The 24138-nt window shown below is 73.2% G+C and carries 24 protein-coding genes and 1 pseudogene; 15 read left to right on the top strand and 10 right to left on the bottom strand.

The window, feature by feature from the left end; translation table 11 throughout:
- Positions 1-3 precede the first annotated feature (3 nt).
- The 8 genes from ACZ7LK_RS12900 to ACZ7LK_RS12865 all read right to left on the bottom strand — a co-directional run bounded on the left by ACZ7LK_RS12900 (position 4) and on the right by ACZ7LK_RS12865 (position 6838).
- Positions 4-360: a DUF6204 family protein gene (locus tag ACZ7LK_RS12900; RefSeq protein WP_392272837.1), complete on the bottom strand. Its 357-nt coding sequence runs from the start codon at positions 358-360 to the stop codon at positions 4-6.
- Between the two features lie 64 nt (positions 361-424).
- Entirely contained in the window at positions 425-1411 is a 987-nt protein-coding gene (locus ACZ7LK_RS12895; RefSeq protein WP_392272838.1) for a TauD/TfdA dioxygenase family protein, read from the bottom strand.
- Positions 1412-1485: 74 nt separating this feature from the next.
- A complete protein-coding gene (locus ACZ7LK_RS12890) occupies positions 1486-2820 on the bottom strand; it encodes an LLM class flavin-dependent oxidoreductase (protein WP_471140249.1) in 1335 nt (444 codons plus the stop codon).
- 89 nt (positions 2821-2909) lie between these two features.
- Positions 2910-3824, bottom strand: coding sequence for an ABC transporter permease (locus ACZ7LK_RS12885; protein WP_471140246.1), 915 nt, complete (start codon positions 3822-3824; stop codon positions 2910-2912).
- Complete coding sequence (locus tag ACZ7LK_RS12880) at positions 3821-4678, bottom strand: ABC transporter ATP-binding protein (protein WP_469463482.1); 858 nt, start codon at positions 4676-4678, stop codon at positions 3821-3823. The genes ACZ7LK_RS12885 and ACZ7LK_RS12880 overlap by 4 nt, the downstream gene beginning before the upstream one ends.
- A gap of 8 nt (positions 4679-4686) precedes the next feature.
- Positions 4687-5802, bottom strand: coding sequence for an ABC transporter substrate-binding protein (locus tag ACZ7LK_RS12875; protein WP_471140243.1), 1116 nt, complete (start codon positions 5800-5802; stop codon positions 4687-4689).
- 88 nt (positions 5803-5890) lie between these two features.
- Complete coding sequence (gene ssuE, locus ACZ7LK_RS12870; RefSeq protein WP_392273265.1) at positions 5891-6451, bottom strand: NADPH-dependent FMN reductase; 561 nt, start codon at positions 6449-6451, stop codon at positions 5891-5893.
- 288 nt (positions 6452-6739) lie between these two features.
- Positions 6740-6838 carry a putative leader peptide gene (locus tag ACZ7LK_RS12865; protein ID WP_391815688.1) on the bottom strand — a complete coding sequence of 33 codons (99 nt, stop codon included), beginning with the start codon at positions 6836-6838 and terminating at the stop codon, positions 6740-6742.
- A 377-nt stretch (positions 6839-7215) separates the two neighbouring features.
- Between ACZ7LK_RS12865 and ACZ7LK_RS12860 the strand changes: the two genes are divergently transcribed.
- The 7 genes and pseudogenes from ACZ7LK_RS12860 (at position 7216) to ACZ7LK_RS12830 (ending at position 15581) form a co-directional block, all read left to right on the top strand.
- Positions 7216-7986 (top strand): GntR family transcriptional regulator, encoded by a 771-nt coding sequence (locus ACZ7LK_RS12860; protein ID WP_469463484.1) that lies wholly within the window; start codon positions 7216-7218, stop codon positions 7984-7986.
- Positions 7987-8022: 36 nt separating this feature from the next.
- Positions 8023-8250 carry a 4Fe-4S dicluster domain-containing protein gene (locus ACZ7LK_RS12855; RefSeq protein ID WP_392272844.1) on the top strand — a complete coding sequence of 76 codons (228 nt, stop codon included), beginning with the start codon at positions 8023-8025 and terminating at the stop codon, positions 8248-8250.
- Positions 8251-8263: 13 nt separating this feature from the next.
- The gene (locus ACZ7LK_RS12850; protein ID WP_392272845.1) at positions 8264-9625 is read left to right on the top strand and encodes an ABC transporter substrate-binding protein; all 1362 of its coding nucleotides are present in this window, start codon (positions 8264-8266) and stop codon (positions 9623-9625) included.
- Positions 9622-10455, top strand: a pseudogene (locus ACZ7LK_RS12845) (ABC transporter permease); the annotation flags it as partial. The gene ACZ7LK_RS12850 and the pseudogene ACZ7LK_RS12845, both read left to right, overlap by 4 nt.
- A 248-nt stretch (positions 10456-10703) precedes the next feature.
- Complete coding sequence (locus ACZ7LK_RS12840) at positions 10704-11471, top strand: ABC transporter ATP-binding protein (protein WP_392272846.1); 768 nt, start codon at positions 10704-10706, stop codon at positions 11469-11471.
- 11 nt (positions 11472-11482) lie between these two features.
- Entirely contained in the window at positions 11483-14200 is a 2718-nt protein-coding gene (locus ACZ7LK_RS12835; RefSeq protein ID WP_471140236.1) for a fumarate reductase/succinate dehydrogenase flavoprotein subunit, read from the top strand.
- A gap of 625 nt (positions 14201-14825) precedes the next feature.
- Positions 14826-15581 carry a DUF2637 domain-containing protein gene (locus ACZ7LK_RS12830; protein ID WP_471140234.1) on the top strand — a complete coding sequence of 252 codons (756 nt, stop codon included), beginning with the start codon at positions 14826-14828 and terminating at the stop codon, positions 15579-15581.
- 76 nt (positions 15582-15657) lie between these two features.
- Here ACZ7LK_RS12830 and ACZ7LK_RS12825 read toward each other — a convergent pair whose 3' ends face one another.
- The gene (locus ACZ7LK_RS12825; RefSeq protein ID WP_392272849.1) at positions 15658-15915 is read right to left on the bottom strand and encodes a helix-turn-helix domain-containing protein; all 258 of its coding nucleotides are present in this window, start codon (positions 15913-15915) and stop codon (positions 15658-15660) included.
- The gene (locus tag ACZ7LK_RS12820; RefSeq protein ID WP_392272850.1) at positions 15915-16412 is read right to left on the bottom strand and encodes a DUF2975 domain-containing protein; all 498 of its coding nucleotides are present in this window, start codon (positions 16410-16412) and stop codon (positions 15915-15917) included. The genes ACZ7LK_RS12825 and ACZ7LK_RS12820 overlap by 1 nt, the downstream gene beginning before the upstream one ends.
- Before the next feature lie 190 nt (positions 16413-16602).
- On the opposite strand from ACZ7LK_RS12820, the gene ACZ7LK_RS12815 reads away from it, so the two are divergent.
- From ACZ7LK_RS12815 to ACZ7LK_RS12780, 8 genes are all read left to right on the top strand, one after another.
- Complete coding sequence (locus ACZ7LK_RS12815; protein ID WP_471140230.1) at positions 16603-17661, top strand: RICIN domain-containing protein; 1059 nt, start codon at positions 16603-16605, stop codon at positions 17659-17661.
- A gap of 683 nt (positions 17662-18344) precedes the next feature.
- The gene (locus tag ACZ7LK_RS12810; RefSeq protein WP_471140649.1) at positions 18345-18767 is read left to right on the top strand and encodes an acyl-CoA thioesterase; all 423 of its coding nucleotides are present in this window, start codon (positions 18345-18347) and stop codon (positions 18765-18767) included.
- 133 nt (positions 18768-18900) lie between these two features.
- On the top strand, positions 18901-19515 hold the full coding sequence (locus ACZ7LK_RS12805) for a hypothetical protein (RefSeq protein WP_392272852.1): 615 nt from the start codon (positions 18901-18903) through the stop codon (positions 19513-19515).
- A gap of 285 nt (positions 19516-19800) precedes the next feature.
- A complete protein-coding gene (locus ACZ7LK_RS12800) occupies positions 19801-20202 on the top strand; it encodes an ATP-binding protein (protein ID WP_392272853.1) in 402 nt (133 codons plus the stop codon).
- Between the two features lie 57 nt (positions 20203-20259).
- On the top strand, positions 20260-20607 hold the full coding sequence (locus tag ACZ7LK_RS12795) for an STAS domain-containing protein (RefSeq protein WP_392272854.1): 348 nt from the start codon (positions 20260-20262) through the stop codon (positions 20605-20607).
- Between the two features lie 133 nt (positions 20608-20740).
- On the top strand, positions 20741-21949 hold the full coding sequence (locus tag ACZ7LK_RS12790; protein WP_471140225.1) for a phospholipase D-like domain-containing protein: 1209 nt from the start codon (positions 20741-20743) through the stop codon (positions 21947-21949).
- A 168-nt stretch (positions 21950-22117) separates the two neighbouring features.
- On the top strand, positions 22118-22966 hold the full coding sequence (locus tag ACZ7LK_RS12785) for an RNA polymerase sigma factor SigF (protein WP_392272856.1): 849 nt from the start codon (positions 22118-22120) through the stop codon (positions 22964-22966).
- Positions 22967-23131: 165 nt separating this feature from the next.
- Positions 23132-24097 carry a YihY/virulence factor BrkB family protein gene (locus ACZ7LK_RS12780; RefSeq protein ID WP_469463489.1) on the top strand — a complete coding sequence of 322 codons (966 nt, stop codon included), beginning with the start codon at positions 23132-23134 and terminating at the stop codon, positions 24095-24097.
- Positions 24098-24138: the final 41 nt, after the last annotated feature.

Below are 24138 nucleotides of genomic sequence, written 5' to 3'. Positions count from 1 at the left end.
GGCTCAGCCGTTCTTCCGCACGGCCCGCCGCTGCCGGGCACCCAGCGGCGCGCGGGACAGGTCCTCCGCCTGGGACCTGAGGTGCTTGTAGCCGTACCCGCGCCCGTCCAGCCAGGCCCTCGCCGCGTCCTCGGCGCGTAGCGTCGCGTCGAGGATGTCCTCCTCCTCCTCGCCCGAGTCCAGGAAGCGGAAGGTGAAGGCCGGCCGGGCGGCGATGTCGTAGCTGAGGTGCCCCTCCGGGGTGAAGGCGGCGTGCATCGCGTCGTGTTCGGCGGCGTGCGCCAGCAGCTCGGCCCGCCGGTCGGAGTCCAGCCCGTCGAAGACGCCACGGACCATGATGCGGAAGGTGCGTTCGCTCATCCCCGGACCCTAACCAGCGGGACCCGCACGGTTCCACCCGTTTTCGCCCGGCTCCGGTGCGGGATCAGGCCGCCGCGGGCGTGTAGTGGGCGGCGTCGTCGCCCTCCACGGCATGGCTGCGGCCACCGTCGGCCCCGACGGGCACGTCCCCGGCGACCGTGACGCGGTGCAGCAGGCGCGGCAGGTCGCCGTAGTCGTCCGGGGCGTAGTGCTGGGTGATCCGGTTGTCGAACAGCACCAGGTCACCCGGGCGCCAGGCGATCCGCACGACGTTCTCGGGCCGCGTCACGTACGCCTGGAGGAGCCGCAGCAGGTCCCGCGACTCCGACGGGCCGAAGCCCACCAGCCCCTGCGCGAACCCGCCGATGAACAGGCCGCGTTCCCCGCTCTCCGGGTGCACGCGCACCACCGGGTGGGCGGTGCGGTACCGGCGCGACACGAACCGCCGGCGGTGCTCCGCGGCCTTCTCGTCCTTCGGCTCGGCGTAGTCGTACGCGTTGGTGTGCACCGCCCACAGCCGGTCGGCGAACTCCCGGAGGGGCTCCGGCAGGTCCCGGTAGGCGGCGGCCGTGTTGGCGATCAGCGTGTGGCCCCCGTACGGCGGGACGACGAGGGCGCGCAGCGTGGACGCCTTCGGCGGCGTACGGACGAAGGTGACGTCCGTGTGCCAGTGGTTGGCGCGGATGCCCTCGTCACCGTCCACCGGAAGGATGTGCGGCTGCCCGTCCACCGACGGCACCGTGGGGTGGGCGGTGGTCAGGTCGCCGAACAGTGACGCGAAACGTAGCTGACCGGCCTCGTCGAGGTGCTGGTCCCGGAAGACGAGGGCCTTGTGCTCCAGCAGCGCCCGGCCGACCGCGGCGACGGACTCGGGCGTGAGATCGCCCGACAGGTCCAGGCCGAGGACCTCGGCGCCGATGCGCCCGCCGATCCGGCGGACCTCCGGGCCGCCCGCCGCGGCGGGCGCGGTGACCGGCGCGGTGGCCGCAGAGGCGTCGGGCGTGGTGGCGGGTGCGGCGTCGGGAGTGGTGGCGGGTGTCGTGGTCGTCATGACCGGTCGTCCTTTCGTCGTCGTACGGGGGGAAGGGGAGAGCGAGGGGTACGGGAGGGGCGCGGGGCCGGCCGTCACGCGGGCTCCGCCACCCGGCCGGCCGGCCGGGCGAGCCCGTAGTGCTCGCGCAGCGTGCGGCCCGTGTACGCGGTGCGGAACAGGCCGCGCGCCTGGAGGATGGGGACGACCTGGTCGACGAAGTGGTCCAGCCCGCCCGGCAGATAAGGCGGCATGATGTTGAACCCGTCGGCCGCGCCCTCGGTGAACCACTCCTGGAGCTCGTCGGCGATCTGCTCCGCCGTGCCCACGACCACCCGGTGGCCGCGTCCGCCACCGAGCCGGGCGATCAGCTCCCGGAGGGTGAGCCCCTCCCGCCGGCCGAGCTCGGCGACCAGGGCGAAACGGCTCCTGTTGCCGTTGATGTCCCGCTCGTCGGGCAGCTCGGGCAGCGGGCCGTCCAGTGGCAGGCCGGTCAGATCGGTGCCGAGCATCCCGGAGAGCTGGGCCAAACCGTACTCGGGCACCTGGAGGTCGGTGAGCTCCCGCTCCAGCGCGCGGGCCTCGGCCTCGGTGGACCCGATGACGGGGCAGATGCCCGGCAGGATCCGCACGTCGTCCTCCGTGCGCCCGTGGCGGGGCAGCCGGCTCCGGAGGTCCTTGGCGAAGGCCTGCGCGTCGGACAGCGTCTGCTGCGCGGTGAACACCGCCTCCGCGTACCGGGCGGCGAACTCCTTGCCGTCCTCCGAGGACCCGGCCTGCACCAGCAGCGGGTGCCCCTGCGGTGGCCGGGGCACGTTCAGGGGACCGCGCACCCCGAAGTGCGTCCCCCGGTGGTCGACGGGGCGGACCTTGTCGGTGTCCGCGTAGATCCCGGCCGCCCGGTCCAGGACGATCGCGTCGTCGTCCCAGCTGTCCCAGAGCTTCACGGCGACCTCGACGAACTCCCGCGCCCGCTCGTACCGCAGTCCGTGTTCCAGGTGCTCGTCACGGCCGAAGTTGCGGGCCTCGTCGACCGTGCCGGAGGTCACGATGTTCCAGCCCGCCCGGCCGCCGCTGAGGTGGTCCAGGGAGGCGAAGGCGCGCGCCGTGCTGAACGGCTCGTTGAACGTGGTCGAGACGGTGGCGATGAGCCCGATGCGTTCGGTGACCGTCGCCAGTGCCGACAGCAGCGTCAGCGGTTCGAAGCCGCCCAGGGCGTTGTGGCGGACCTTGCCCCACAGGGCCAGTCCGTCGGCGAGGAACACCGAGTCGAGCAGGCCCCGTTCGGCCGTTCTCGCCAGCTCCTGGAAGTACGTGAGGTCGGTGACGCGTTCGGGTGTGGTCAGCGGGTGGCGCCAGGCCGCGTCGTGGTGGCCGGCGTTCATGAGAAAGGCGTTCAGGTGCAACTGGCGGGGTGGCGATGCGGGCACGGCGGCGTCCTTCGGGTAGGTAGGTGGGTGGTACGGGAGGGGAGGGAGGCCCGGGGCCGGGGCCGGGAAGTCGGGCGGACGCGGCGGGGTCAGCCGTTCGCCGGGACCCGCCAGGAGCTGAGCCGCCGCTCCAGGGCGACGAGAAGCTGGTTGAACGCCACGCCGATCGCCGAGATGGTGATGATCCCGGCGTACATCTGCGGGATGGCGAAGTTGTACTGCGAGGCGTTGATCAGGTAGCCCAGCCCGGCCTTCGCGCCGATCATCTCCGCCGCCACCAGCACCAGGATGGACACGGCTCCGGCGAGCCGGATGCCGGTGAACACCGCCGGCACCGAGGCGGGCAGGATCACCTTCTGGAACAGTCGCACCGCGGGGAGGTCCAGCGACCGCGCCAGCCTCAGCAGCGTCGGGTCGACGGACCGGACGGCGCTGATGGTGCTGAGCAGCACCGGCCAGGCGCAGGCGTACACCACGATGGAGATCTTGGACGTCTCGCCGATGCCCAGCAGCAGGACGAAGACCGGCAGCAGTGCCAGGGCGGCGGTGTTGCGGAAGACCTCCAGCAGCGGTCCGAGGAGGTCCGCCACCCGCCGGTACCAGCCGATCAGCAGGCCCAGCGGCACGGCCACCGCCACCGCGATCCCGAAGCCGGTCAGGGAACGGGTGAGGCTGGCCAGGGTGTGGTCGGTGAGCTGCCCGTCGGCGGCGAGCCGCCACCAGGCGAGGGCCACCTCGCTGAACGGCGGCAGGAACGTGCGGTCGGCCAGCCCCAGCCGGGGCGCCGTCTCCCACACCAGGAGCAGCGCCACGACGGCGGCGGACCTGGTGCCGGCCCGCACGGCTCCGTACAGCACCCGGCGGACCGTGGACCACGCCCGTCCGCGGCGCGGCCGGGCCGGGGCGGACGGCGGTACGGCCGTGTCCGCGCGGGTCGCGGTGGGCGGGGGGACCGGGCCCGTGGCGACGGGGCTCCCGGTGGCGATGTCGGTCAGGGAACTCATAGGGTGGCTCCTTGCCTTTCCTCCTGCTGGGCCCTGGACACCTCGTCGCGCAACAGGGACCAGATCCGGTGCCGGTACCGTGCGAACTCGGGGGTGGAGCGCGGGTCGTCGCCGCTCGTCCCGGACGGCAGGTCGATCGGTACGACCTCCTTGATCCGGCCCGGCCGTGAGGTCATCACCGCCACGCGCTGCCCCAGGTGCACGGCTTCGTCGATGCCATGGGTGATGAAGACGATCGTCTTGCCGGTCCGCTGCCAGATCCGCAGCAGCTCGTCCTGGAGGGACTCCCTGGTCTGGGCGTCCAGCGCCGCGAACGGCTCGTCCATGAGCAGGACGTCCGGGTCGTACGCCAGGCTGCGCGCGATGGCGACCCGCTGGCGCATGCCGCCGGACAGCTCGTGGGGGTGGCGCCCCTCGAAACCGCTGAGCCCGACCAGGTCCAGGAACTCCCGGGCCCGCTCCGCCCGCCGGCGGCGCGGCACCCCGATGGCCTCCAGCCCGAACTCCACGTTGCCCTGGGCGGTGCGCCAGGGGAGCAGGGCGTACTGCTGGAAGACGATGCCCCGGTCGAGGCCGGGCCCCGTGATCGGCGAGCCGTCCAGCAGGATGGTGCCGGACGTGGGGCGGGACAGCCCGCCGAGCAGGTCCAGCAGCGTCGACTTGCCGCAGCCGCTGGGGCCCACGACGACGAGGAACTCGCCGGCGCCCACGGTCAGGTCGATCCCGTCGAGCGCGGTGACCGCCGACCGTGAGCCGTCCTTGGCCCGGACGGGGAAGTCCCGGCGTACGTCCCGGAACACGATCTTGGCGGTGTGGGCGGTGTGGGCGGTGTGGGTGTCGGGGGATCCGGTCATGGTGTCCTTCACCTCCCGCTCGCCGTCGCCGTCGCCGTCGTAGCGGCGCGTGGGGCCGGCGAGGTCGCTGTGGGGGTGGGGGTGGGGGTGGAGACGGGTGCCGCCGGGGCGGAGGCGTTGTACGCGTTGGTGTAGAGGGAGTCGAGCCGGACGCGGCCGGGGTCGACGTCGCCGCGCTCGGCGAGCCAGTCGATCCACAACTGGAGCTCCTTGCCCGTGATGCGCCCGCCCGGCTCGGCCACGCCGAAGGACTTCCAGTACCGCAGGTTGGCGGCGTCCTCGTTGCGGCCGCGCTTCTTCACGATCTCCGTCATCCGGTCGACCACCTCCTCGCGCGGTGTGGCGCGGGACCAGTCGAGCGCCCGCCCCACACCGGTGACGAAGGTCCGGACGGTGCCGGGGTTCCGCTTGATGAAGCGCTCGGTCAGGACGTACGTCCCGGCGCTGAACGAGCCCAGTAGCTGGTGGTCCGTGAACAGTTGGCGCAGCCCGCCGCCCGCCAGTGCCTTGTCCCGCAGCACGCCGCTCAGCACCGCGACGTCGATCTGCCGCTGCCGCAGGGACTGTTCGGTGTTCACCGGCGGGACGACCAGGGCCTCGACCTTGTCGGCCTCCGCGGCGGGGACGCCGCCGCGCTGGAGGTAGATGTCCAGCATGGCTTCGGAGTGGGCCCCGAGGGTGTTCATCCCGACCTTCTTGCCGACCAGGTCCCGGGCGGTGCGGATCGGGCTGTCGGCGCGTACGTAGTAGCCGCTGTAGGCGTGGGCGTCGGAGCCGTAGTAGCTGATGACGGCCTTGATCGGCGAGCCGTTGGCGGCCAGCTTCACCACCGCGCCGTTGAAGGCGCCGCCGAAGTCGGTCTGGCCGGTGGCCGCGGACTGGATGTCCTGGGGGCCGCTGATGGTGTTGCCGACCCACTCCAGCTTCACGTCCTCCAGGTAGCCCAGGTCCTCCGCCAGTTCGGCGGGGGTGACCTGGCCGGTCCAGCCCTGGTAGCGGAGCGTCTTGGTGCCGCCCTGACCGGACGGGCCGCCGCCCACGGCGGTGCCGCAGCCGACCGTGACCGCCGAGAGGCCGAGGAGGCCGAGGAAATGGCGTCGGTTCACCGGGGACAACGTGCTCATGGAAACGTCCTGTTCGGAAGGGTCGGAAGGGTCGGAAGGCCGGATGGATCGGAAGGCCGGAAGGCCGATGGCTCGGAAGGCCGGATGGTCAGGGGGTGCCGCTGAGGGCGAGCGCGTCACGGCCGGCGAGGGCGTCGGCGAACCCGTCCACCGCGTGCAGCAGCCGCAGTTCGGCCTCGGGCTCGATCCGGCAGGCGCCCGCCCCGACCCGCTCGATCACGGAGTCGAGCAGGAACGCCCCCGGGACGACGTGCCGGGCGCCGAGCGCGGAGAGCACCGGGCGCAGCGCGTAGTCCATGGCGAGCATGTGGGCGAGGCTCCCGCCGGTGACCAGCGGGAGCACGGCCTTCCCCGCCAGCCCGGACTGGGGCAGCACGTCGAGGAACACCTTCAGCAGACCGCTGTACGAGGCCTTGTACACCGGAGTGGCGACGACGACCCCGTCGGCGCGGGCCACCGTTCCCAACGCCCGCCGCAGCGCGGGGTGTTCGACGGCACCGGTGACGAGTTCGGCCGCGGGGAGGTCCCGTACCGCGAGGTGCTCCGCGTGATGCCCGCCGGCCGCGAGCCGGCGCACCACGTGTTCCACCACACGCGCGGTCCGCGAGTCCGGGGACGGACTTCCGGAGAGGGCGGCGACGTACGACAAGGGGACCTCCTGGAGGGAACGCGGCAGCGCGCGGCGGAACATGACGGCGCGGGGCATGCCGTGAAGGGGAACGGGTGGGACGGGTGAGAGGGCGCGCGGGCGCCACCGCCGAGCCGGCGTGACGGCCGCGCCCGCGTCACCGCCGTGGGGGAGCCGGGGGCGGGGCGGGGGAGCGGGAGGGAGAGGGGGAGGGGTGCGGGCCGGACGCCCGCGTCGAGCGGGGCGGGGCGCCGGTTCCCCTGACGCGCGGGGGCGGGGAGGGCAGTTCCTCAGACCCCCGGAAGGCGTCTAACAGCCGCGGAGGTCGAACGCACAGAGGGCGCTGGCGTGCCGACGGAGATCGACGTGGCGCCGCGCGGAGAAGTTCGCTGACTGGCTCACGTCCATGAGGCTGGCAGCGGAATCCAGCCACGTCAATGCGGGAAACGGCGCCGTCTCACATTCGGTGCCTCCCGCCACGCGCGTGAAGCGCGCCGTTCACAAAAGGGCCGCCGATCCCGCTTTCCCCGCCCGGAAACGTCCGCGACGCCGTCCGGGAGCACCCGGTCCGCCCGCCGTCCCGCCCCCGGCGCCGACGCCGCCCGCCGCCGGGACCGGGGCGACCGGTCCGGGACCGGGGGCGACCGCGCCGGTCCCCGCCCCGCTGTGGCGGATCTCCCGCCACCGCCCGCGAACATGCAGGTCACAGCGGTGTCGTGGCGTACGGAAGTGGCGCAATACTGCCGCAACACCACGGGGCGGGGTACGTCGGTATGGTCCGGCCCATGCCTGCCGAACGCACCCGTGACCATGCGCCGCCCGTCGCCGCCGCCCGCCGGCGACGGCTGCGCGCGGACCGCGCCCGGCAGCTCGCGGACCTGCTGCGGCACCAGGCGCGCACCACCGGTTTCCCCCGGGGCGTCCTGCCCCTGGAGAGCCGGATCGGCGCCGACTACGGCGTGTCCCGCAACACCGTGCGCCAGGCGCTCGACCTGCTCCGCGCCGAAGGACTGGTCGAACGGCAGCCCGGTGTCGGCACCGTCCTGGTGTCCGAGAAGTACCCGCACGGCTTGGACCGGCTCCAGGGCCTCGCCGAGACCCTGCACGAACACGGCGAGGTCACCAACGAGGTACGGACGGCGGGACCCGTCCCGGCGCCCGCCCCGGTGGCCCGCCGACTGGAACTGCCCGACCGCGCCGACGTCCTGTGCGTCGAGCGGCTGCGCCGGCTCAACGGACTGCCCCTGTCCCTGGACCTCACGTACATCCCCATGGACATCGGCTCCGCCCTGCTCGACTGCGACCTGGAACACAACGACGTCTTCCGGCTCATCGAACACCTCACCGGACAGCCCCTCGGGACCGCGGGCATCACCCTCGAGGCCGTCAGCGCCGACCCCCACTCCGCCGCGGTGCTGGAGGCCCCGCGCGGCGCCGCCGTGCTGATGCTGGAACGGCTCACCCACCTGCGCGACGGCCGGCCCGTGGACCTGGAGTTCATCCGCTTCCGCGGCGACCGCATCGCCATGAGCGGCCTGCTGCACCGCTCCCACTGACCCCGCCCCCCGCCCCGCCCCTTCCTGGAGACAGCCATGCCCCTGGCGCCCCAGCGTGCCGACGTGCCCGTGACCATCGACGAGTCGAAGTGCATCGACGGCTGCACCCTCTGCGTCGACATGTGCCCGCTCGACTCACTCGCGATCCACCCGGACAGCGGCAAGGCCTACATGCACGTCGACGAGTGCTGGTACTGCGGCCCGTGCGCGGCCCGGTGCCCCACCGGCGCCGTCGAGGTCAACATGCCCTACCTGCTCCGCTGAGAGGCCACCACCCATGATCCGCAGAGGACTCCTCCCCGCCGTCCTGACCACCGCGCTGACCGCCGGCCTCCTCACCGGCTGCGGCGGCGGCAACGGCGCGAACGGCTCCCGCACGGTCACCGTGACCGTCGGCTACCAGTCCAAGACCATCAACACCGTCACCGCCGGAACCCTCCTCCGCGAACTCGGCTACTTCGAGCGGGAACTGGAAAAACGCGGCACCAAGGACGGCATCACCTACCGCGTGCGGTGGCAGGACTACGCCACCGGGGCACCCATCACCGCCCAGATGACCGCCGGGAAGGTCGACATCGGCTCCATGGGCGACTTCCCCCTCCTGATCAACGCCGCCCGCGGCACCCAGCTCCACCGGCCCACCCGGCTGGTCTCCGTCACCGGCTACAACCCGCGCGGCGGGCTCAACACCATCGTCACCGCCCCCGGCTCGTCCCTGGACACCCTCGAAGACCTGCGCGGCAAGAAGGTGTCCACCTCCGTCGGCTCGGCCGCCGACGGCACCCTCGTCCGCGCCCTGCGGCGGGCGGGCATCGACCCCGGGAAGGACGTGCGCGTACTCAACCAGCAGCCGTCCGTCGGGGCTTCGGCCCTCCAGTCCGGGAGCGTCGACGCGCTGTCCCAGTTCGTGGCCTGGCCCGGACTGCTCGCCCACCAGGGCCGGGCCGAAGCCCTCTACGACGGGGCCGAGCTGAACCTGCCGACCTTCCACGGCGTCACCGTCCGCGAGGACTTCGCGAAGGAGCGCCCCGCCGTCGTCGAGGCCTTCCTCCGGGCGCAGGTCCGCGCCACCGACCACCTCCGGAAGGAGCCGGTGGCCGCCGCCGAGTCGGTCGCCCGCGCCACCGGCCTGCCGGCCGAGGTCGTCTACCTCTACAACGGCGCCCACGGCATCGCCACCTTCGACCCGTCCCTGAAGCCCGCGCTGGTCGAGGCCCTGCGCAAGGACGTCCCGGTCCTGACGTCGGCGAAGCTGATCGGCGACGTGGACGTGGACGCGTTCGTCGACGACACCCACCTCAAGCGGGTGTACGGCGCGGCCTACGGCAAGGTCCGGGACGCCGGGGCCCCCGCCGCCCGCCCCGAGGTGTGGTTCAAGGACGGCACCACCACGTCGTTCGACACCCCGGCGGCGCTGCTCGCGGCCGTGTCCGCCGCCGGTGCCAAGGTCCGCGCCGCGTACGTCCCCGACACCACGACCGGCACCCCGTGGTTCGCCGACAAGGCGGTGTGGGTGCTGGACGGGACGGAGCCGCGGCCGTTCGTCACCCGCTCGGCCGCCGCCAGGTACACCGCCGCCCACCCCGGGGCGCGGACCGTCCCCTACGGCCGACTGCTGGGCGCGCGGGGTGCGTCATGACGCGCCGCCGATTCCTGAGGCTGCTGTCGCCGGCCGCCGCACTGGTCCTGTGGCAGCTTCTCACCTCGTACGACGTCAACCTGTGGCTGCGGTTCGAGCAGTTCCCGACCGTGACGGACGTGGCCCGGGCCTTCGGGCAGCGGGTCCGCGGCGAGGCGTACTGGCAGGACCTCGTCGACAGCCTCACCCGCATCGTCACCGGCTTCCTGCTGGCGGCGGTCGCGGGCGTCGCCGTCGGCACCGCGATCGCCCGCTCCCGGCTCGCCGCCGACCTCGTGGGGCCCGTGCTCGAAGTGCTCCGCCCCATTCCCGCGATCGCCCTGGTGCCGGTGGCGATCCTGCTCTTCCCGAGCAACGAGCAGGGCATCGTCTTCATCACCTTCACAGCGGCGTTCTTCCCCGTCCTGGTGTCCACCCGGCACGCGGTCCGCGCGCTGACGCCGGTCTGGGAGGAGGCCGTCCGCACCATGGGCGGCGGACGCCGGCGCGTGCTGTTCTCCGTGGTGCTCCCCGGCGCCCTGCCCGGCATCCTGGGCGGCCTGTCCGTCGGCATCGGGGTCTCCTGGATCTGCGTGGTCTCCGCCGAGATGATCTCCGGCGAGTACGGGGTGGGGTACCGGACCTGGCAGGACTACACGGTCGTCGACTACCCGGGCGTGTTCGTCGGCATGGTGACCATCGGCCTGCTCGGCCGGCTGACCTCGACGGCCGTGGAGGTGCTGGGCCGGCGGCTGACCCGGTGGCTGCCCCGGACGCCGGCCGGCCGGCCGGCGCCTCCGCCCCACCACCGCCCGGCCCCCGTCACCACCCCGCGCCCGCCCGCCACCACCCGGCACACCCCGGCCCCCGCCACCACCCCGCGCGCGCCCGCCACCACCCGGCACACCCCGGCCCCCGCGGCGCACACCCCCGCCGCCGCGTCGGCTGCTGCGCCGGCCGCCGCGCCGGCCGCCGAGGAGCACGCCCCCGCACCAGCGCACGCCCCCGCCCCGGAGCGGGCGCCCGCACCGCCGGGCGACGCCCCGCGGCAGGACCGTTCCGGTGCCGTGCGGGTGCCCGTACGAGGAGAGACCCCGTCATGACCATCACCACGGCCACGAGCGCCGCCCCCCGGCCGTCCCCGCCCGGCGCCCGCCTCGCACTGCGCGGCGCGGTGCTCGGCCACGCCGGCGCGCCCGTCCTCGCGCCGGTCGACCTCGACGTCGAGCCCGGCGAGGTCCTGACCGTCGTCGGCCCGTCCGGCTGCGGCAAGTCCACCCTGCTGCGCACCCTCGCCGGGCTGCTCCCCGCCCTCGGCGGCGAGGTCACCCAGGACGGGGAGCCCATCGCCGGGCCCGGCGGCGACCGGGCGCTGGTGTTCCAGGAGGACGCCCTCCTGCCCTGGCGGACGGTGCGGGCCAACGTCGAACTTCCCCTGGCCGTCCGGGGTGTACCCCGGGCCGAACGGAGGGCCACCGCCACCGGCTGGCTGGAGCGCGTCGGGCTCGCGGAGCACGCCGGCAGCCACCCCCACCGGATCTCCGGCGGCCAGCGCCAACGGGTCCAGCTCGCCCGCGCCCTGGCGGCCGGCCCGCGCGCCGTACTCATGGACGAACCCTTCGGCGCGCTGGACGCCGGCACCCGCGCCGGAATGCAGCGGTTGCTCATCGACGTCCTGCGGGGCACCGGGGCGACCGTCGTGTTCGTCACCCACGACGTGGACGAGGCGATCCTCCTCGGCGACCGGGTCGCGCTCCTCGGCACGGGCCGGGTGCTGCCCGTACCCCGGCCACGTGACCGCGACGACCACGCCGACCCCGCCACCGACGCCCTGCGCCGCGACGTCCTCGCGTCGCTCGGCACCTGAGAGGCACGCACATGGACATTCCCTCCCTCACGGACGCGGAGGAGCTCTCCTGCGACGTCCTCGTCATCGGCGGCGGCACGGCCGGGACGATGGCGGCGCTCACCGCGGCCGAGCACGGCGCGCACGTCCTCCTGCTGGAGAAGGCGCACGTACGCCACTCGGGCGCCCTCGCCATGGGCATGGACGGTGTCAACAACGCCGTCATCCCCGGCCGCGCCGAACCCGACGACTACGTCGCCGAGATCACCCGTGCCAACGACGGCATCGTCGACCAGTCCACCGTCCGGCAGACCGCCACCCTGGGCTTCGCCATGGTGCGGCGGCTGGAGCGCTACGGCGTGAAGTTCGAGAAGGACGAGCACGGCGAGTACGCCGTCCGCCAGGTCCACCGCTCCGGCTCGTACGTCCTGCCCATGCCGGAGGGCAAGGACGTCAAGAAGGTCCTCTACCGGCAACTGCGGCGCCGCGAGATGCGGGAGCGCATCCGCATCGAGAACCGGGTGATGCCGGTCCGCGTACTGACCGGCGACGACGGCCGGGCGGTCGGCGCGGCCGGGTTCCACACCCGCACCGGGGCCTTCGTGACCGTACGGGCGGGCGCGGTGGTCCTGGCGACCGGCGCGGCCGGCCGGCTCGGACTGCCCGCGTCGGGCTACCTCTACGGCACGTACGAGAACCCCACCAACGCCGGTGACGGCTACGCCATGGCGTACCACGCGGGAGCCGAACTCACCGGCATCGAGTGCTTCCAGATCAACCCGCTCATCAAGGACTACAACGGCCCCGCGTGCGCTTACGTCGCCAACCCCTTCGGCGGCTACCAGGTCAACCGGCACGGCGAGCGGTTCGTCGACTCCGACTACTGGTCCGGCGCCATGATGGCCGAGTTCGCCGAGGAACTCGCCTCCGACCGGGGCCCGGTCTACCTGAAGCTGAGCCACCTCCCGGAGGAGTCGGTGGCCGCCCTGGAAGGCATCCTGCACACCACCGAACGCCCCACCCGCGGCACCTTCCACGCCAACCGGGGCCACGACTACCGCACCCACGACATCGAGATGCACATCTCCGAGATCGGCCTGTGCGGCGGCCACTCCGCCTCCGGCGTCCGCGTCGACGCCCACGCCCGCACCACCGTGCCCCGGCTGTACGCGGCGGGGGACCTGGCCTGCGTCCCGCACAACTACATGATCGGGGCGTTCGTCTTCGGCGACCTGGCCGGCCAGGACGCCGCCCGGTACCGCGCGTACGAGGGCGAACTCCCCGCCGACCAGCTCCGCGAGGCCCACGAGCTGGTCTACCGGCCGCTGCGCCACCCCGACGGCCCGCCGCAGCCCCAGGTCGAGTACAAACTGCGCCGCTTCGTCAACGACTACGTGGCGCCCCCCAAGTCGGGCGCCCGGCTGTCGCTCGCGGTCGAGCACTTCGAGCGGATGCGCGCCGAGATCGCCGGCATGGGGGCCACCACCCCGCACGAGCTGATGCGCTGCGCCGAGGTGGGCTTCATCCGGGACTGCGCCGAGATGGCCGCCCGCGCGTCCCTCGCCAGGACCGAGTCGCGCTGGGGGCTGTACCACGAGCGCACCGACCATCCCCGGCGCGACGACCAGGACTGGCTGCACCACCTGGACCTGCGCAAGTCGGCCTCCGGGGCGATGGAGTTCACCGCCCGGCCGGTCGCCCCTTACCTGGTACCGGTCGACGAGTACGCCCCGGCCGGCGGCCCGTCACGGCACCTGGGCGAGGTGGTACTGGAACAGGTGGCGACCGCCGGGCCGCGCGACGCCGCGCCGACCGGCTCCCGCGCCGCCGCGCCCGTACGGGGGCGCGAGGGGGCCGCGGCCGGGTCGCCGCGCATCCTGGAACTGCTGGCGCTCGCCGAGACCGCGCCGCCGCTGACGGCCCTCGCGCCGTACCTCGCGGACCGCGACCCCGCGGTGCGCCGTGCCGCCGTCGCCACCCTCACGGAGACCGCCCCGGACGGCACCGGGCCCGCGCTGGCCCGGGCGCTCGCGGACGGGGACGCGGAGGTCCGGGGCGCGGCGGCCGACTCGCTGCGCGAACTGGCCGGGACGCTGCCGCCCGAACCAGCGCTCCGGGAACCCCTGGTGGCCGCGTTGTCGTCGCCGGACCCGGTGGTCCGCACCGCGGCGACCGCCGTGCTGCGCGCGCTGCGGCTGGGGGACGCGGCCCTGTACCGGCCCGGCCTGGCCGACCCGGACCGGGCGGTACGCGTCGAGACCGTACGGGCGCTGGTGTCCGTCGACGCGGCGGGGGACCTGGCGGCGGCGGCCCGGGACGGCGACCGTGAGGTGCGGGTCGCGGCGGCGAAGGGCCTCGCCGCGGTGGCGGCGGCCGGCCCGGGCGCCGTCCTGGGCACCCTGGCGGATCTGGTGCGCGACGGCGACGCGTTGGTGCGCGGCGCCGCGTTCGAGGCGCTGGGCACCACCGGCTGCCCGCCCGCCCTCGCCGCCGCCGCGGTCGCCGCGCTCGCCGACGCGGCGTGGCGGCCCCGCGCGGGCGCGGCGACCGCACTCGGCGCGGCGGATCCCGGGCCGGCCGTCCCCGCCCTCGCCAAGGCGCTCGACGACGCCAACGCCGACGTACGCAAGGCCGTGGTCCTCGCCCTGCTGCGGCACCGGGACCACGACGGGGCCCGCGCGGCGCTGGCGACCGCCACCGGCGACCCGGACGCCGACGTCCGCGCCTACGCGGCGCGCGGCAGCACCTGACGGCGGCCGCCGCGATTCCCGGATCCGTCGCGATTCCCGGATCCGCCGCGACGGTGACAATGAGTCACCGTCGCGACGGATCCGGGACGTGCCTCGTCCTGTCGCGGGCGAGGGGCGGAACGGCGCGCGTCGCGGCGATGTCCGCTCGGGAAGCGGGGCCGCACGAGGGAGAACGAGGCCCGCACGAGAGAGAAGGGGAGAAGTCACCGCGCTGTCCTCCGTACGCCACCGGGGTGATAAGCGGCTCGCGGAAACACCCGGTCGTCCCAGCGCTGTCACCCGCTTGACACGCACCCGGAGCGCAATCCGTGGCGTTAGGGGGACATGACCACAGCGCAGGTGAGTTCCTCGTTCCCACCCAACGTGGCCGGAGACCGTCGTGTCGGCCGCATCGGGGCGACCCGGGCGGGCACGTGGACATTCACCCCGGGTTTCTCCGCACCGAACGCCGGAAGGGGAACCGTACTGCCTACTCTGCGTAACGGGAGGCGGTGCGTCGATCTGCACTACTCGTCCGCCGACCTCGAGGACCTGCTGGTGACCCTGGGCAGGATCCAGGCCGAGTTCCACGCCGCCGAACCATCGGCAGGCCGGCGTGCCACCCCCCTCACGGGACGGGCCCGTGATGTATGAGACGCCCCCGCACTGCACCCCGCCCCACCTCGACGACCGGCAGCCCACGCCGTTCGACCCCCTGGACGCCTCCTGGGACGACGAACTGGCCCGTCTGCTGCTGGCGTCCGACCCGTCCTGGCAGTGGGACACCGCGCCCCCGCCCGTCCCCCCGGTGGTCGTCCACGCCGCCCCGACGGCGGGCGGTGCCGGGGTGTCCCCGGCCGGGCCCGAACGGACCACCGCCGAACCGGCCCCGCTCCCGCGCCCTTCGGCTGGCCGTCGCAGGGCGCCGCGGAAGAGGCGCGTCATCACCCTGCTGCGCACCGGCAGCGTCCTCATCGCGGCGCTCACCGCCGTGATCGTCGCCATGGTCGGCGTGTACGGCGGGGTGATCGCCTACGGTCCGCTGCTGCGCAACGCCTCGCAGCCCGGCACGTCCGCCGCGGTGGTCCGCTGGTGGCCCCTGCTGGTCTACGGCCCCTGGCTGCTGGCCTCCCTGTCCATCCTCCGGGCGGCCTTCCACCGGCGGCGTGCCACCCACTCGTGGTTCGCGGTCCTGCTCTTCTCGACGGTCGCCGTCCTGCTGTGCGTCGCCCAGGCGCCGAGGACGCCCCTCGACGCCCTGGCGGCCGCGCTGCCCGCCCTGGCGGCGCTGGCCTGCTTCCAGCAGCTCGTCCGCCAGATCACGCTGACCCGGCCGCCGCGCCAGGCCGCCCCCCGCCACCGCGACGCGACGGCCCCGCCCCGCCAACACCCGCCCGCCTGACCGCGGGTGCCCCGCCCGGGTGCCTGGGCGCCCCGCCCGGGCCGGTCCCGGGGGCCGGCCGGGGCGCGCCCCGGCGTCATCCGTCCACGACCTCCGGGGCCTCGGCGGGCCGCGGAGCCTCGGCGCCGGTCCCGGGCACCCACCGCAGCAGGTCGCCCGGCTGGCAGTCGAGCACCTCGCACAGCGCGGCGAGCGTGGTGAAGCGCACCGCCTTGGCCCGGCCGTTCTTGAGCACCGCCAGGTTGGCGGGCGTGATGCCGACGCGCTCCGCGAGTTCGCCCACGGACATCTTCCGCCGGGCCAGCATCACATCGATGTCGACGGCGATCGGCATCAGATCACCTCGTCCAGCTCGGCCCGCATGCGCGCCGCCTCGACGTCGCGTGCCACGGCCTGGGCGAGCAGCATGCGCAGGACGAGCACGATGAGCGCGACCCCGAGGACCGCCACAACGGCACCGCACACCAGCAGGACGATCCCCGGGGCGACGGCCTCGCCCGGCGCCAGCAGCACCGCGACGGCGAACAGCAGCAGGGCGGCCGCGGTGACCGCCCCGATGACGACGTCCACGTACCGGAAGGCGGCGTCCGAGAACACGGTGCCACGGCGCACCATCGTCACCAGCCGCCACACACAGACCAGGACGACCTGGACGGTCACGATGCCCAGGACCAGCACCGTCAACAGCGGTGCGCGGCCGTACGCCAGGCTCTCGGCGGACTCCTTCAGGTCAATCGCCAGCAGCGGCACCATCACCGCCTGCACGAACACCGAGCCGGCCAGCAGCACCACCAGCACGGCGCGCAGCGCAAGCACCGTCAGCTTCCCCATGACCACTCCCTCGATCGAACCACGATAGGAATCTATCGAGATTCGATAGATCGAGCAACAGGGCTTTCCGGACACCGGACGGGCGGCGCGAGGGGGGAGGCCTTGGCGCGCCCCGGCCCCCGGTGATGGGATGCCGGTCCCGACCACCACCACACGCACCACCGTCCACACCCAAGGGGGTTGTTCTGGCATGCACCAGTCCGGACACAGCGGTTTACCCAGGGCGCTCGCCGTCCTCGTCGCCGCGCTCTGCGTCACCCTGGGCCTGACCGCCCAGACGGGTACGGCCCACGCCGACGACGGGCCCGGCCTGACCGGCCTCACCTTCACGTCCGTCAACAGCGGCCGGAACCTGGACGTCCAGAACGGCAACACCGGGGACGGGGTCTTCCTCGTCACCAACTCGGCACCCGGCTACTACCAGAAGTGGAACGCCCAGACCCAGCCCGACGGATCGTTCACTCTGGTCAACGGGACCACCGGCAAGTGCGTCGAGGTCGGCTTCCCGCTCCGGCAGCAGTCCTGCACCGGATCGACCGCGCAGCGCTGGTACTTCCAGCCGGTGCGCGGTACCGGCGACGTGTTCATGCTCCGCAACGCCGGCGACAACAAGTGCGTCGACGTCGTCCTCGCCTCCCAGAGCAATGACGCGTGGACCCAGACCTACGGCTGCAACGGAACCAGGGCGCAGCAGTGGCGCGTTCCCCCGGCGGCGGCCGGTGCCGCCTTCCGGGCGGCGGTGGACTACGCGTCCAAGCGCTGCCAGAAGGACGCGTCGACGTGCTTCTGGACCAAGGGCTCCCAGGCGCCCGCCGAGCCGCTGCCGACGCAGTGCGTCTCGCCCGTCTGGTTCAACGGCACCGAGGCGCCCGTACCGTGGACGTTCTCGCTGCACACCTCCACCGGCTGGGCCAGCCAGCTCGGGGTGTCCTTCACCTCCAGTCTCGGCACGGGCATGGCGAGCCCCGTCCAGACCAGCGTCAGCCTCACCCTGTCCGGCAGCGTCAGTTACGACCTGCGCCAGGACCTGGGCAACAGCCTGATGATCAGCGTCCCGTCGCACCAGTACGGGTGGGTGGCCCTGTCGGAGCTGGCGACGAAGGTCACCGGTGAGTGGACCTTCGACGCGAACGGCCTGCCCTGGAAGGCGACCGACACCGTCACCGTTCCGCTGAAGAGCGACGACCAGGGCAGGTCCAGCATCTACCTGGCCCGGACGAGCCCCCGGTTCACCTCCTGCACCGACTGAGAACGACCGGTGGAGTGCCCGCACGGATCGACCCGTGCGGGCACTTCCGTGTCCCCCGGCCCCCGCAGAAGGTGGTCCTCCCGCCGAACAACCAGCACGACAACCACCCGGCCGAGCTGACGGTCCAGGGCCCGCCGCACACCCGGATCACCCACGTCAACCCCAACTGCTACGGCATGTCCTGCCCGGTGACGATCTCGCCGGACGGCAAGGCGGCGAGGGTGCCGTTCAACAGCAACAACAACGTCAACACCCGCCCCTACGACGTCTACCTGCGGGCGGAGAAGGACGCCCCTCTGGTCGGCGGCACCTTCCACGGCTCGTTCACCGCCCACGGCGAGACGCAGGACCTGACCGTCAAGATCAAGCCGCGCCCGGTGGTGCAGGTCGAAGGGGTGACCGCGGTACCCGGTGGCCTGGCGGTGCCGAAGGTCCTCGTCACCAACACCACCGGCGAGCGGATCGGGCAGCGCGACGTCACCCTGACGCTGGGGCCGGGCGGCCTGCACTGGATGGGCTGGCAGAGCGTCTACACCCCGCGCAACGGCGGTACGGAGGAGTTCAAGAACGCCCGGCCGGGCCCCGGCCGGGCGTTCCCGGTGGGCCGGCGGAATGTCCGGCCCGGCGCGGCGGTTGCCAAGGTCAACAGGCGCCCGATCAGCGCCGACACCGGGAGGAGCGACGTGGCAGAGCCGTTTTCCGTGGCCGTTGTGGTGCGCGGGTACGAGACCGATACCCAGGGCCACCTCAATCAGGCCGTCTACCTCCAGTACGCGGAGCACGCCCGCTGGTCGCTGTTGCAGGCGGGCGGTATCCGGCAGACGGACCTGCTGGCCAAGGGCGTGGGACCCGTCGCCCTGGAGGTGACCGTGTGCTATCTGCGGGAGTTGCGGGCGGGCGACGAGGTGGAGGTGACGTGCGCCTTCGTCTGGGGCGAGGGCAAGACCTTCCGCATCGAGCAGACGATCCGCAGGACCGACGGCACGGTGGCCGCCGAGATCACCGGTGTCGGGGGCCTGCTGGACCTCGAGCGGCGGAAGCTCGTGGCCGATCCGCGCGAGCGCTTCAGGGCGCTGGCCGACGCCCCGGAGGTCTTCGGCCTCTGAGCCGGGCCGGGCCCGGCTGCCGGCCCCCGGTACGCTGCCCGGGCGATCCATGTCGAGCGACGGGGGACGGACGATGCACATCCGGGGTTTTTCCGACATGCGGGGTTTCTCCGGCATTCGCCGGGTCAGGGCCGTGACGCGGGTGGTGGGCCGGCGCACCGCGCTCCGCTACCTGGCCGTGGGAGTCGGGGCGTCGCTGCTGGCGGCGTGCGGGAAGGGCACGGGCGACGGCGGCGGACCGGGCGCCGGCGCGGCCGCGCCGGGGGCGGGGAACACGGGAGCCGGGAACAACGGGCCGGGGAACACCGGGTCGGGCGGTACGGGGTCCGGTCCCGTCACCAAGGCCTTCGCCGCCTTCGTCACCGGTACGTGGAACGTCGTCGTCGAGCCGACCGGGAACGGCACGGCCACCACCCTGACCGCGGACATCACCGCCAGTAGCTGGAGCCTGACCCTCGCCGGCCGTCAGAGCGCCCCGTGGGGCGGCCAGTGGGCCCTCATGGGACGCACCCTGGCCATCCACGGCCCGGAGAACCCCGAGGACCTCGACGAACTGGTGCGGGTGGCCGCGCTGAACGTCCCCGCCCGGGTGGGCCCGCGCGAATCGCTGGTCCTCCCGTGGCAGCCGCCCGGCGGTTCCTCGGCCGACACGGGCCAGAACCTCGAGGTCGAGTACGCCAAGGGCACCCTCCGCATCGCCCACGTCGAGGGCGACAGCCGGACCGTGTACACCTGCACCCGCGGCTGACCGCGGCGGCACCCGGCGGAGACCGCCGCGGTCACCCCAGGAACTCGGACGGGTGAGGTTTCGCCGAACCGGCCTGCCGGTGACCTACCAGAAGAGGCAAGCTTGCGGGGCGCTGGAACGGTGTCAGTGGCCTGATTCAGAATATGGGTACGGGGTAGAGGCCAGCGGAAGGAGACCGGAGCGCAATGGGGGGCGGATTGGATGCACAGTGACAGCACAGCCTCCCTTGAGGCTTCGCGACCGGACCGGGTGGCTGAGCGGATGACGAGGCGGGGAGGTTCGCCTGTGGGAGGCACGCAGGCATCCGCCTCGAAGGTCTACACGGACCTGAACGGGGCCATCGGATCGGCCAGGGACTTCACCGCTGCGTTCCTGCTGGCGAACAAGGGCGACGGGGCGTCGATACGACCCCGCGCGGTGGACGACGCCCGGCTCGTGGTGAGCGAGCTCGTCACCAACGTCGTCCGGCACGCCGGCGGGCCCTGCCGGGTCGAGCTCGACCTCAACGGCGGGATGCTGGAGATCGCGGTGTCCGACGGGTACGAGGTGGCTCCGGTCGCCCACGCACCCGACCCGGGCAGGGTCGGGCAGCACGGCCTGGAGATCGTGCTCGCGCTGTGCGTGAGCGTGGACGTGGAGCCCCTCTCGACGGGCAAGCGCGTCCGGGCCTGCCTCGTGATGGAGTGACGTACCCCCTGATTTTCGGCCGGTCCAGACAGTTGCGGTGCTGAGGAGGAAGCAGACATGGAGCGCTCCGGGGTGCAGGTGGGGGTCGAGGTGCGTCCGGGCGGCGTGGGGGTCGTGACCATCGGTGGCGAGCTCGACTACGAGGGCGTGGCCCACCTGGACGAGGCGGTCGACCGTGCCCGGGAGCAGGGCGTCCACTGCCTGCTGCTCGACCTGTCCGGCCTGACGTTCATGGACTCCTCCGGGGTCAACGCCTTCCTCCGGGTCCAGCGCGACACCCACGCCCGGGGCGGCTGGGTCCGGCTGGTCAACCCGCAGCCCTCGGTGCTCAGAGTCATCGAACTGGTGGGCCTCGGCGAGGCGATCCCGCTGTACCCCACCGTCGGCGACGCCCTCGCCGCCTGACCCGGCGCCCACCGCGGAGGCGGTGGCGTGGAACGGGCCCGACAGGGCATGCGGAGCTTCGTCAGTGTCCCCGCGACCCGCGGCCGTCCAGGCATCCCCGGGAGCCGCGGGTTCCCCCGGAGCTGGAGCCCACATGACTGTCACCGACCCCATGAGACCCGGCGCCCCGGTCGCGCGCATGACCGTGACCGAACGGAAGCAGCGCCTGCGCCGGCGCCTCGAACGGCTGATCGGAGCCGCCGCCACCGAGGGGAACCAGCTCCTCCGCCTGCGCAACGGCGACGAGATCTTCCCCGCCATGCTGCGCGCCATCCGGGGCGCCGAGCACACCATCGACATGATGACCTTCGTCTACTGGCGGGGCGAGATCGCGCGTGAGTTCGCCGCGGCCCTCGCCGAGCGCGCCCGGGCGGGAGTGCGCGTACGCCTCCTCCTCGACGGCTTCGGCGCCCGGCAGATCGAGAACACCCTGCTCGACGACATGGAGAGTGCCGGCGTCCGCGTGGCCTGGTTCCGCAAGCCGCTGTGGCTCTCACCGCTCAAGCAGAACCACCGGTGCCACCGCAAGGCATTGATCGTCGACGAGCACACGGCGTTCACGGGCGGCGTCGGCATCGCCGAGGAATGGTGCGGCGACGCCCGCAACCCCGACGAGTGGCGGGACACCCACGTCCAGGTCCGCGGCCCGGCCGTCGACGGGATAGCCGCCGCGTTCGCCCAGAACTGGGCCGAGTGCCACACCGAGCTGTTCGACGCCCGGGACCGCTTCACCGAACACTCCCAGCACGGTGACGCGATCGTGCAGGTGGTGCGGGGCTCCGCCAGCATCGGCTGGCAGGACATGCAGACGCTCATCCGCGTCATGCTCGACTCGGCGCAGGAGCGCTTCCGTCTCGCCACCGCCTACTTCGCCCCCGACGCGTACTTCGTCGACCTGCTCTGCGCCACGGCCCGACGCGGGGTCGCCGTCCAGATCCTGCTCCCCGGTGAGTACACCGACCAGCGGGCCTGCCGGCTCGCCGGGCAGCGCCACTACGGTGCGCTGCTCGAGGCCGGCGTCGAGATCCGCGAGTACCGGCCGACCATGATGCACGCCAAGATCATCACGGTGGACGGGATCGCCTCCCTGATCGGATCCACCAATTTCAACCGGCGCTCCATGGACCACGACGAGGAAGTGATGCTCGCCGTCCTGGACGAGGCCTTCACCGCCACCCTCGACGGCGACTTCGACGAGGACGTGGACCGCAGCCGTGCGGTCAGCCTCACCCGCTGGCGCCACCGCTCCCCCCTCCACCGCGTTCTCGAGGCGGCGGTCACCCCCATCCGGCGCTTCCTCTGAACCTCCCCCGAACCGCCCCCGGCCCGGCCCCCGAACCGTCCCCGTCGTGTCCGCGGAAGACGCCGTAAAAAAAGTGTGCATGAGATGCTTAGGACGGGGTAAGCGCCGATCTGCGGCCGACTACCAGGCCTTTTTCGATGATGTGTTCGTGTGGGAGGGGACAGGGCGATGACGACTGCCGTGGCATGGGGAACGGACACGCGGGCCGGTGTCGCCGAACTGCCCGAGATCGAGGCACCGGAGAATCTCGCGCCCAAGGACGCCCGTGCCCTGTCCAGAATGTTCTTCGACAAGCTGGCGGTCCTCGAGGAGGGCACCCCGGAGTACCAGTACGCCCGGAACACCCTCATCGAGATGAACATGTCGCTGGTCCGCTACGCCGCGGGCCGGTTCCGCAGCCGCGGCGACCAGATGGAAGACATCGTCCAGGTGGGCATGATCGGACTGATCAAGGCGATCGACCGGTTCGAGCTCTCCAGGGAGGTCGAGTTCCCCACCTTCGCCGTGCCGTACATCGTCGGCGAGATCAAGCGGTTCTTCCGCGACACCTCCTGGGCGGTGCACGTGCCGCGCCGGCTCCAGGAGGCGCGCGTCGAACTCGCCAAGGCGACCGACGAACTCAGCACCCGGCTCGGCCGCGCTCCCAAGGTCAGCGAGCTGGCCGCCCTGATGAGCCTCACCGAGGACGAGGTCATCGAGGCCCGGCTGGCCTCCAACGGATACAACTCGACCTCACTGGACGCCGCCATCAACAGCGGCGACGAGGACGACGCGGCCCTCGCCGACTTCATCGGCACCGAGGACCCGGGCATGGAACTCGTCGAGAACTTCCAGTCCCTGGCGCCCCTCATCCACCAGCTCGACGAGCGCGACCGCTCCATCCTGCACCTGCGGTTCGTCGAGGAGCTCACCCAGGCGCAGATCGGCGAGCACCTCGGCGTCTCCCAGATGCACGTCTCCCGCCTCCTCACCCGCATCCTCGGGCGCCTGCGCGCCGGGATGCTCACGGTGGACTGACCCCGAACCCTCACCGACACCCCACGCGGGCCGGCCCGCACCGCCGCGCCGGCCCGCGGTCGTGCCACCGGGCCTTCCGGTACTGTTCGGCGACGCGGACGGCCACGACCGTGGCGACCACGCCCACGGCCACGACCGCGGCGGCACAGGCAGGCGGAAGGACCCATGGGAACGGTCGTACACGTCCCGCAGACCCGGGACATGGTCGGCGAGGAACTGTCCGGCGACGAGGCGTTCGCCGCCCTGCGGCGCTACGGCGGGCGCAAGCTGCTCATCGACTCCTTCGCGCGCTTCCGCTACGCGGACGGGTTCAGCTTCGCCCGCAGCCTCGGGTACCAGGTCGTCCTCGGCATCGTGCCGTTCACCATCGCCCTGGTCGGCATCGCCACCACCATGCACACCGAGAGCATCGGACGGGCCATCGAACTGGCCCTGGCCGGGATCGTGCCCGGCGTCAGCGGCGACGTGGTGCGCCAGGTGCTCAGCGACACCCGGCGCAGCGCCGGCGGGGACGCGGCCGGCGCCGTGGCCATGTGGATGGGCCTGGTTTTCGCCGTGGTCAACCTCGCCTCCGCCATGGGCCAGGTGGAACGCGGCTGCAACCGCATCTACGGCATCGAGCGCGACCGGCCCTTCGCCGTGAAGTACGGCAGGGGAATGCTGCTCGCCCTGTTCGCCGGACTCCCGCTGGGCGGCGGGTTCCTCGCCATCGTCGCGGGGCGGGACATCGGACGGGCCGTGGTGCGGGCGGCACACTGGCCGCCGTCGCTGCTCACCTGGTGGGACCACCTCCACCTGCCGGTCGGGGTCGTCCTCGCCGCGCTCGCCTCGGCCGTCGTCTTCCGCTGGGCGCCACGCCGCGACCAGCCGGGCTACACCTGGCTCGTCTTCGGCTCGTGCGTCCACCTGCTGCTGTGGGTCGGCGCCACCGTGCTCCTCGCGCTGTACATCAACACCAGCGGTTCGTTCGGAGCCGTCTACGGTCCCTTGAGCGCCTTCGTCGCCCTGCTGCTGTGGGCGAACGTGACCGGCGCGGCGCTGTTCCTCGGGATCGCGTTCGCCGCCCAGCTCGAAGCGGCCCGGGCCGGCATCACCCGGCCCGTCCACCCCGACCCCGGCCCCGGCCGCTGAACGGGGCGGCCATGGGGCCGCCCCCAGGACGCCCGCCGGCC

Source organism: Streptomyces sp. NPDC039423 (assembly GCF_055598725.1).
The sequence above is the reverse complement of the archived record's forward strand: the minus strand, read 5'-3'. Positions and strand labels throughout refer to the sequence as shown.

Excerpts from the sequence above, each read along its gene's own strand:
- ACZ7LK_RS12860 (WP_469463484.1), top strand. The coding sequence starts at position 7,216 with ATGCCTGCCGAACGCACCCGTGACCATGCGCCGCCCGTCGCCGCCGCC.
- ACZ7LK_RS12855 (WP_392272844.1), top strand. The coding sequence starts at position 8,023 with ATGCCCCTGGCGCCCCAGCGTGCCGACGTGCCCGTGACCATCGACGAG.
- ACZ7LK_RS12780 (WP_469463489.1), top strand. The coding sequence starts at position 23,132 with ATGGGAACGGTCGTACACGTCCCGCAGACCCGGGACATGGTCGGCGAG.
- ACZ7LK_RS12835 (WP_471140236.1), top strand. The coding sequence starts at position 11,483 with ATGGACATTCCCTCCCTCACGGACGCGGAGGAGCTCTCCTGCGACGTC.
- ACZ7LK_RS12815 (WP_471140230.1), top strand. The coding sequence starts at position 16,603 with ATGCACCAGTCCGGACACAGCGGTTTACCCAGGGCGCTCGCCGTCCTC.
- ACZ7LK_RS12885 (WP_471140246.1), bottom strand. The coding sequence starts at position 3,824 with ATGAGTTCCCTGACCGACATCGCCACCGGGAGCCCCGTCGCCACGGGC.
- ACZ7LK_RS12880 (WP_469463482.1), bottom strand. The coding sequence starts at position 4,678 with ATGACCGGATCCCCCGACACCCACACCGCCCACACCGCCCACACCGCC.
- ACZ7LK_RS12840 (WP_392272846.1), top strand. The coding sequence starts at position 10,704 with ATGACCATCACCACGGCCACGAGCGCCGCCCCCCGGCCGTCCCCGCCC.
- ACZ7LK_RS12820 (WP_392272850.1), bottom strand. The coding sequence starts at position 16,412 with ATGGGGAAGCTGACGGTGCTTGCGCTGCGCGCCGTGCTGGTGGTGCTG.
- ACZ7LK_RS12895 (WP_392272838.1), bottom strand. The coding sequence starts at position 1,411 with ATGACGACCACGACACCCGCCACCACTCCCGACGCCGCACCCGCCACC.
- ACZ7LK_RS12790 (WP_471140225.1), top strand. The coding sequence starts at position 20,741 with ATGACTGTCACCGACCCCATGAGACCCGGCGCCCCGGTCGCGCGCATG.
- ACZ7LK_RS12830 (WP_471140234.1), top strand. The coding sequence starts at position 14,826 with ATGTATGAGACGCCCCCGCACTGCACCCCGCCCCACCTCGACGACCGG.
- ACZ7LK_RS12825 (WP_392272849.1), bottom strand. The coding sequence starts at position 15,915 with ATGCCGATCGCCGTCGACATCGATGTGATGCTGGCCCGGCGGAAGATG.
- ACZ7LK_RS12795 (WP_392272854.1), top strand. The coding sequence starts at position 20,260 with ATGGAGCGCTCCGGGGTGCAGGTGGGGGTCGAGGTGCGTCCGGGCGGC.
- ACZ7LK_RS12900 (WP_392272837.1), bottom strand. The coding sequence starts at position 360 with ATGAGCGAACGCACCTTCCGCATCATGGTCCGTGGCGTCTTCGACGGG.
- ACZ7LK_RS12785 (WP_392272856.1), top strand. The coding sequence starts at position 22,118 with ATGACGACTGCCGTGGCATGGGGAACGGACACGCGGGCCGGTGTCGCC.
- ACZ7LK_RS12875 (WP_471140243.1), bottom strand. The coding sequence starts at position 5,802 with ATGAGCACGTTGTCCCCGGTGAACCGACGCCATTTCCTCGGCCTCCTC.
- ACZ7LK_RS12850 (WP_392272845.1), top strand. The coding sequence starts at position 8,264 with ATGATCCGCAGAGGACTCCTCCCCGCCGTCCTGACCACCGCGCTGACC.
- ACZ7LK_RS12865 (WP_391815688.1), bottom strand. The coding sequence starts at position 6,838 with ATGGACGTGAGCCAGTCAGCGAACTTCTCCGCGCGGCGCCACGTCGAT.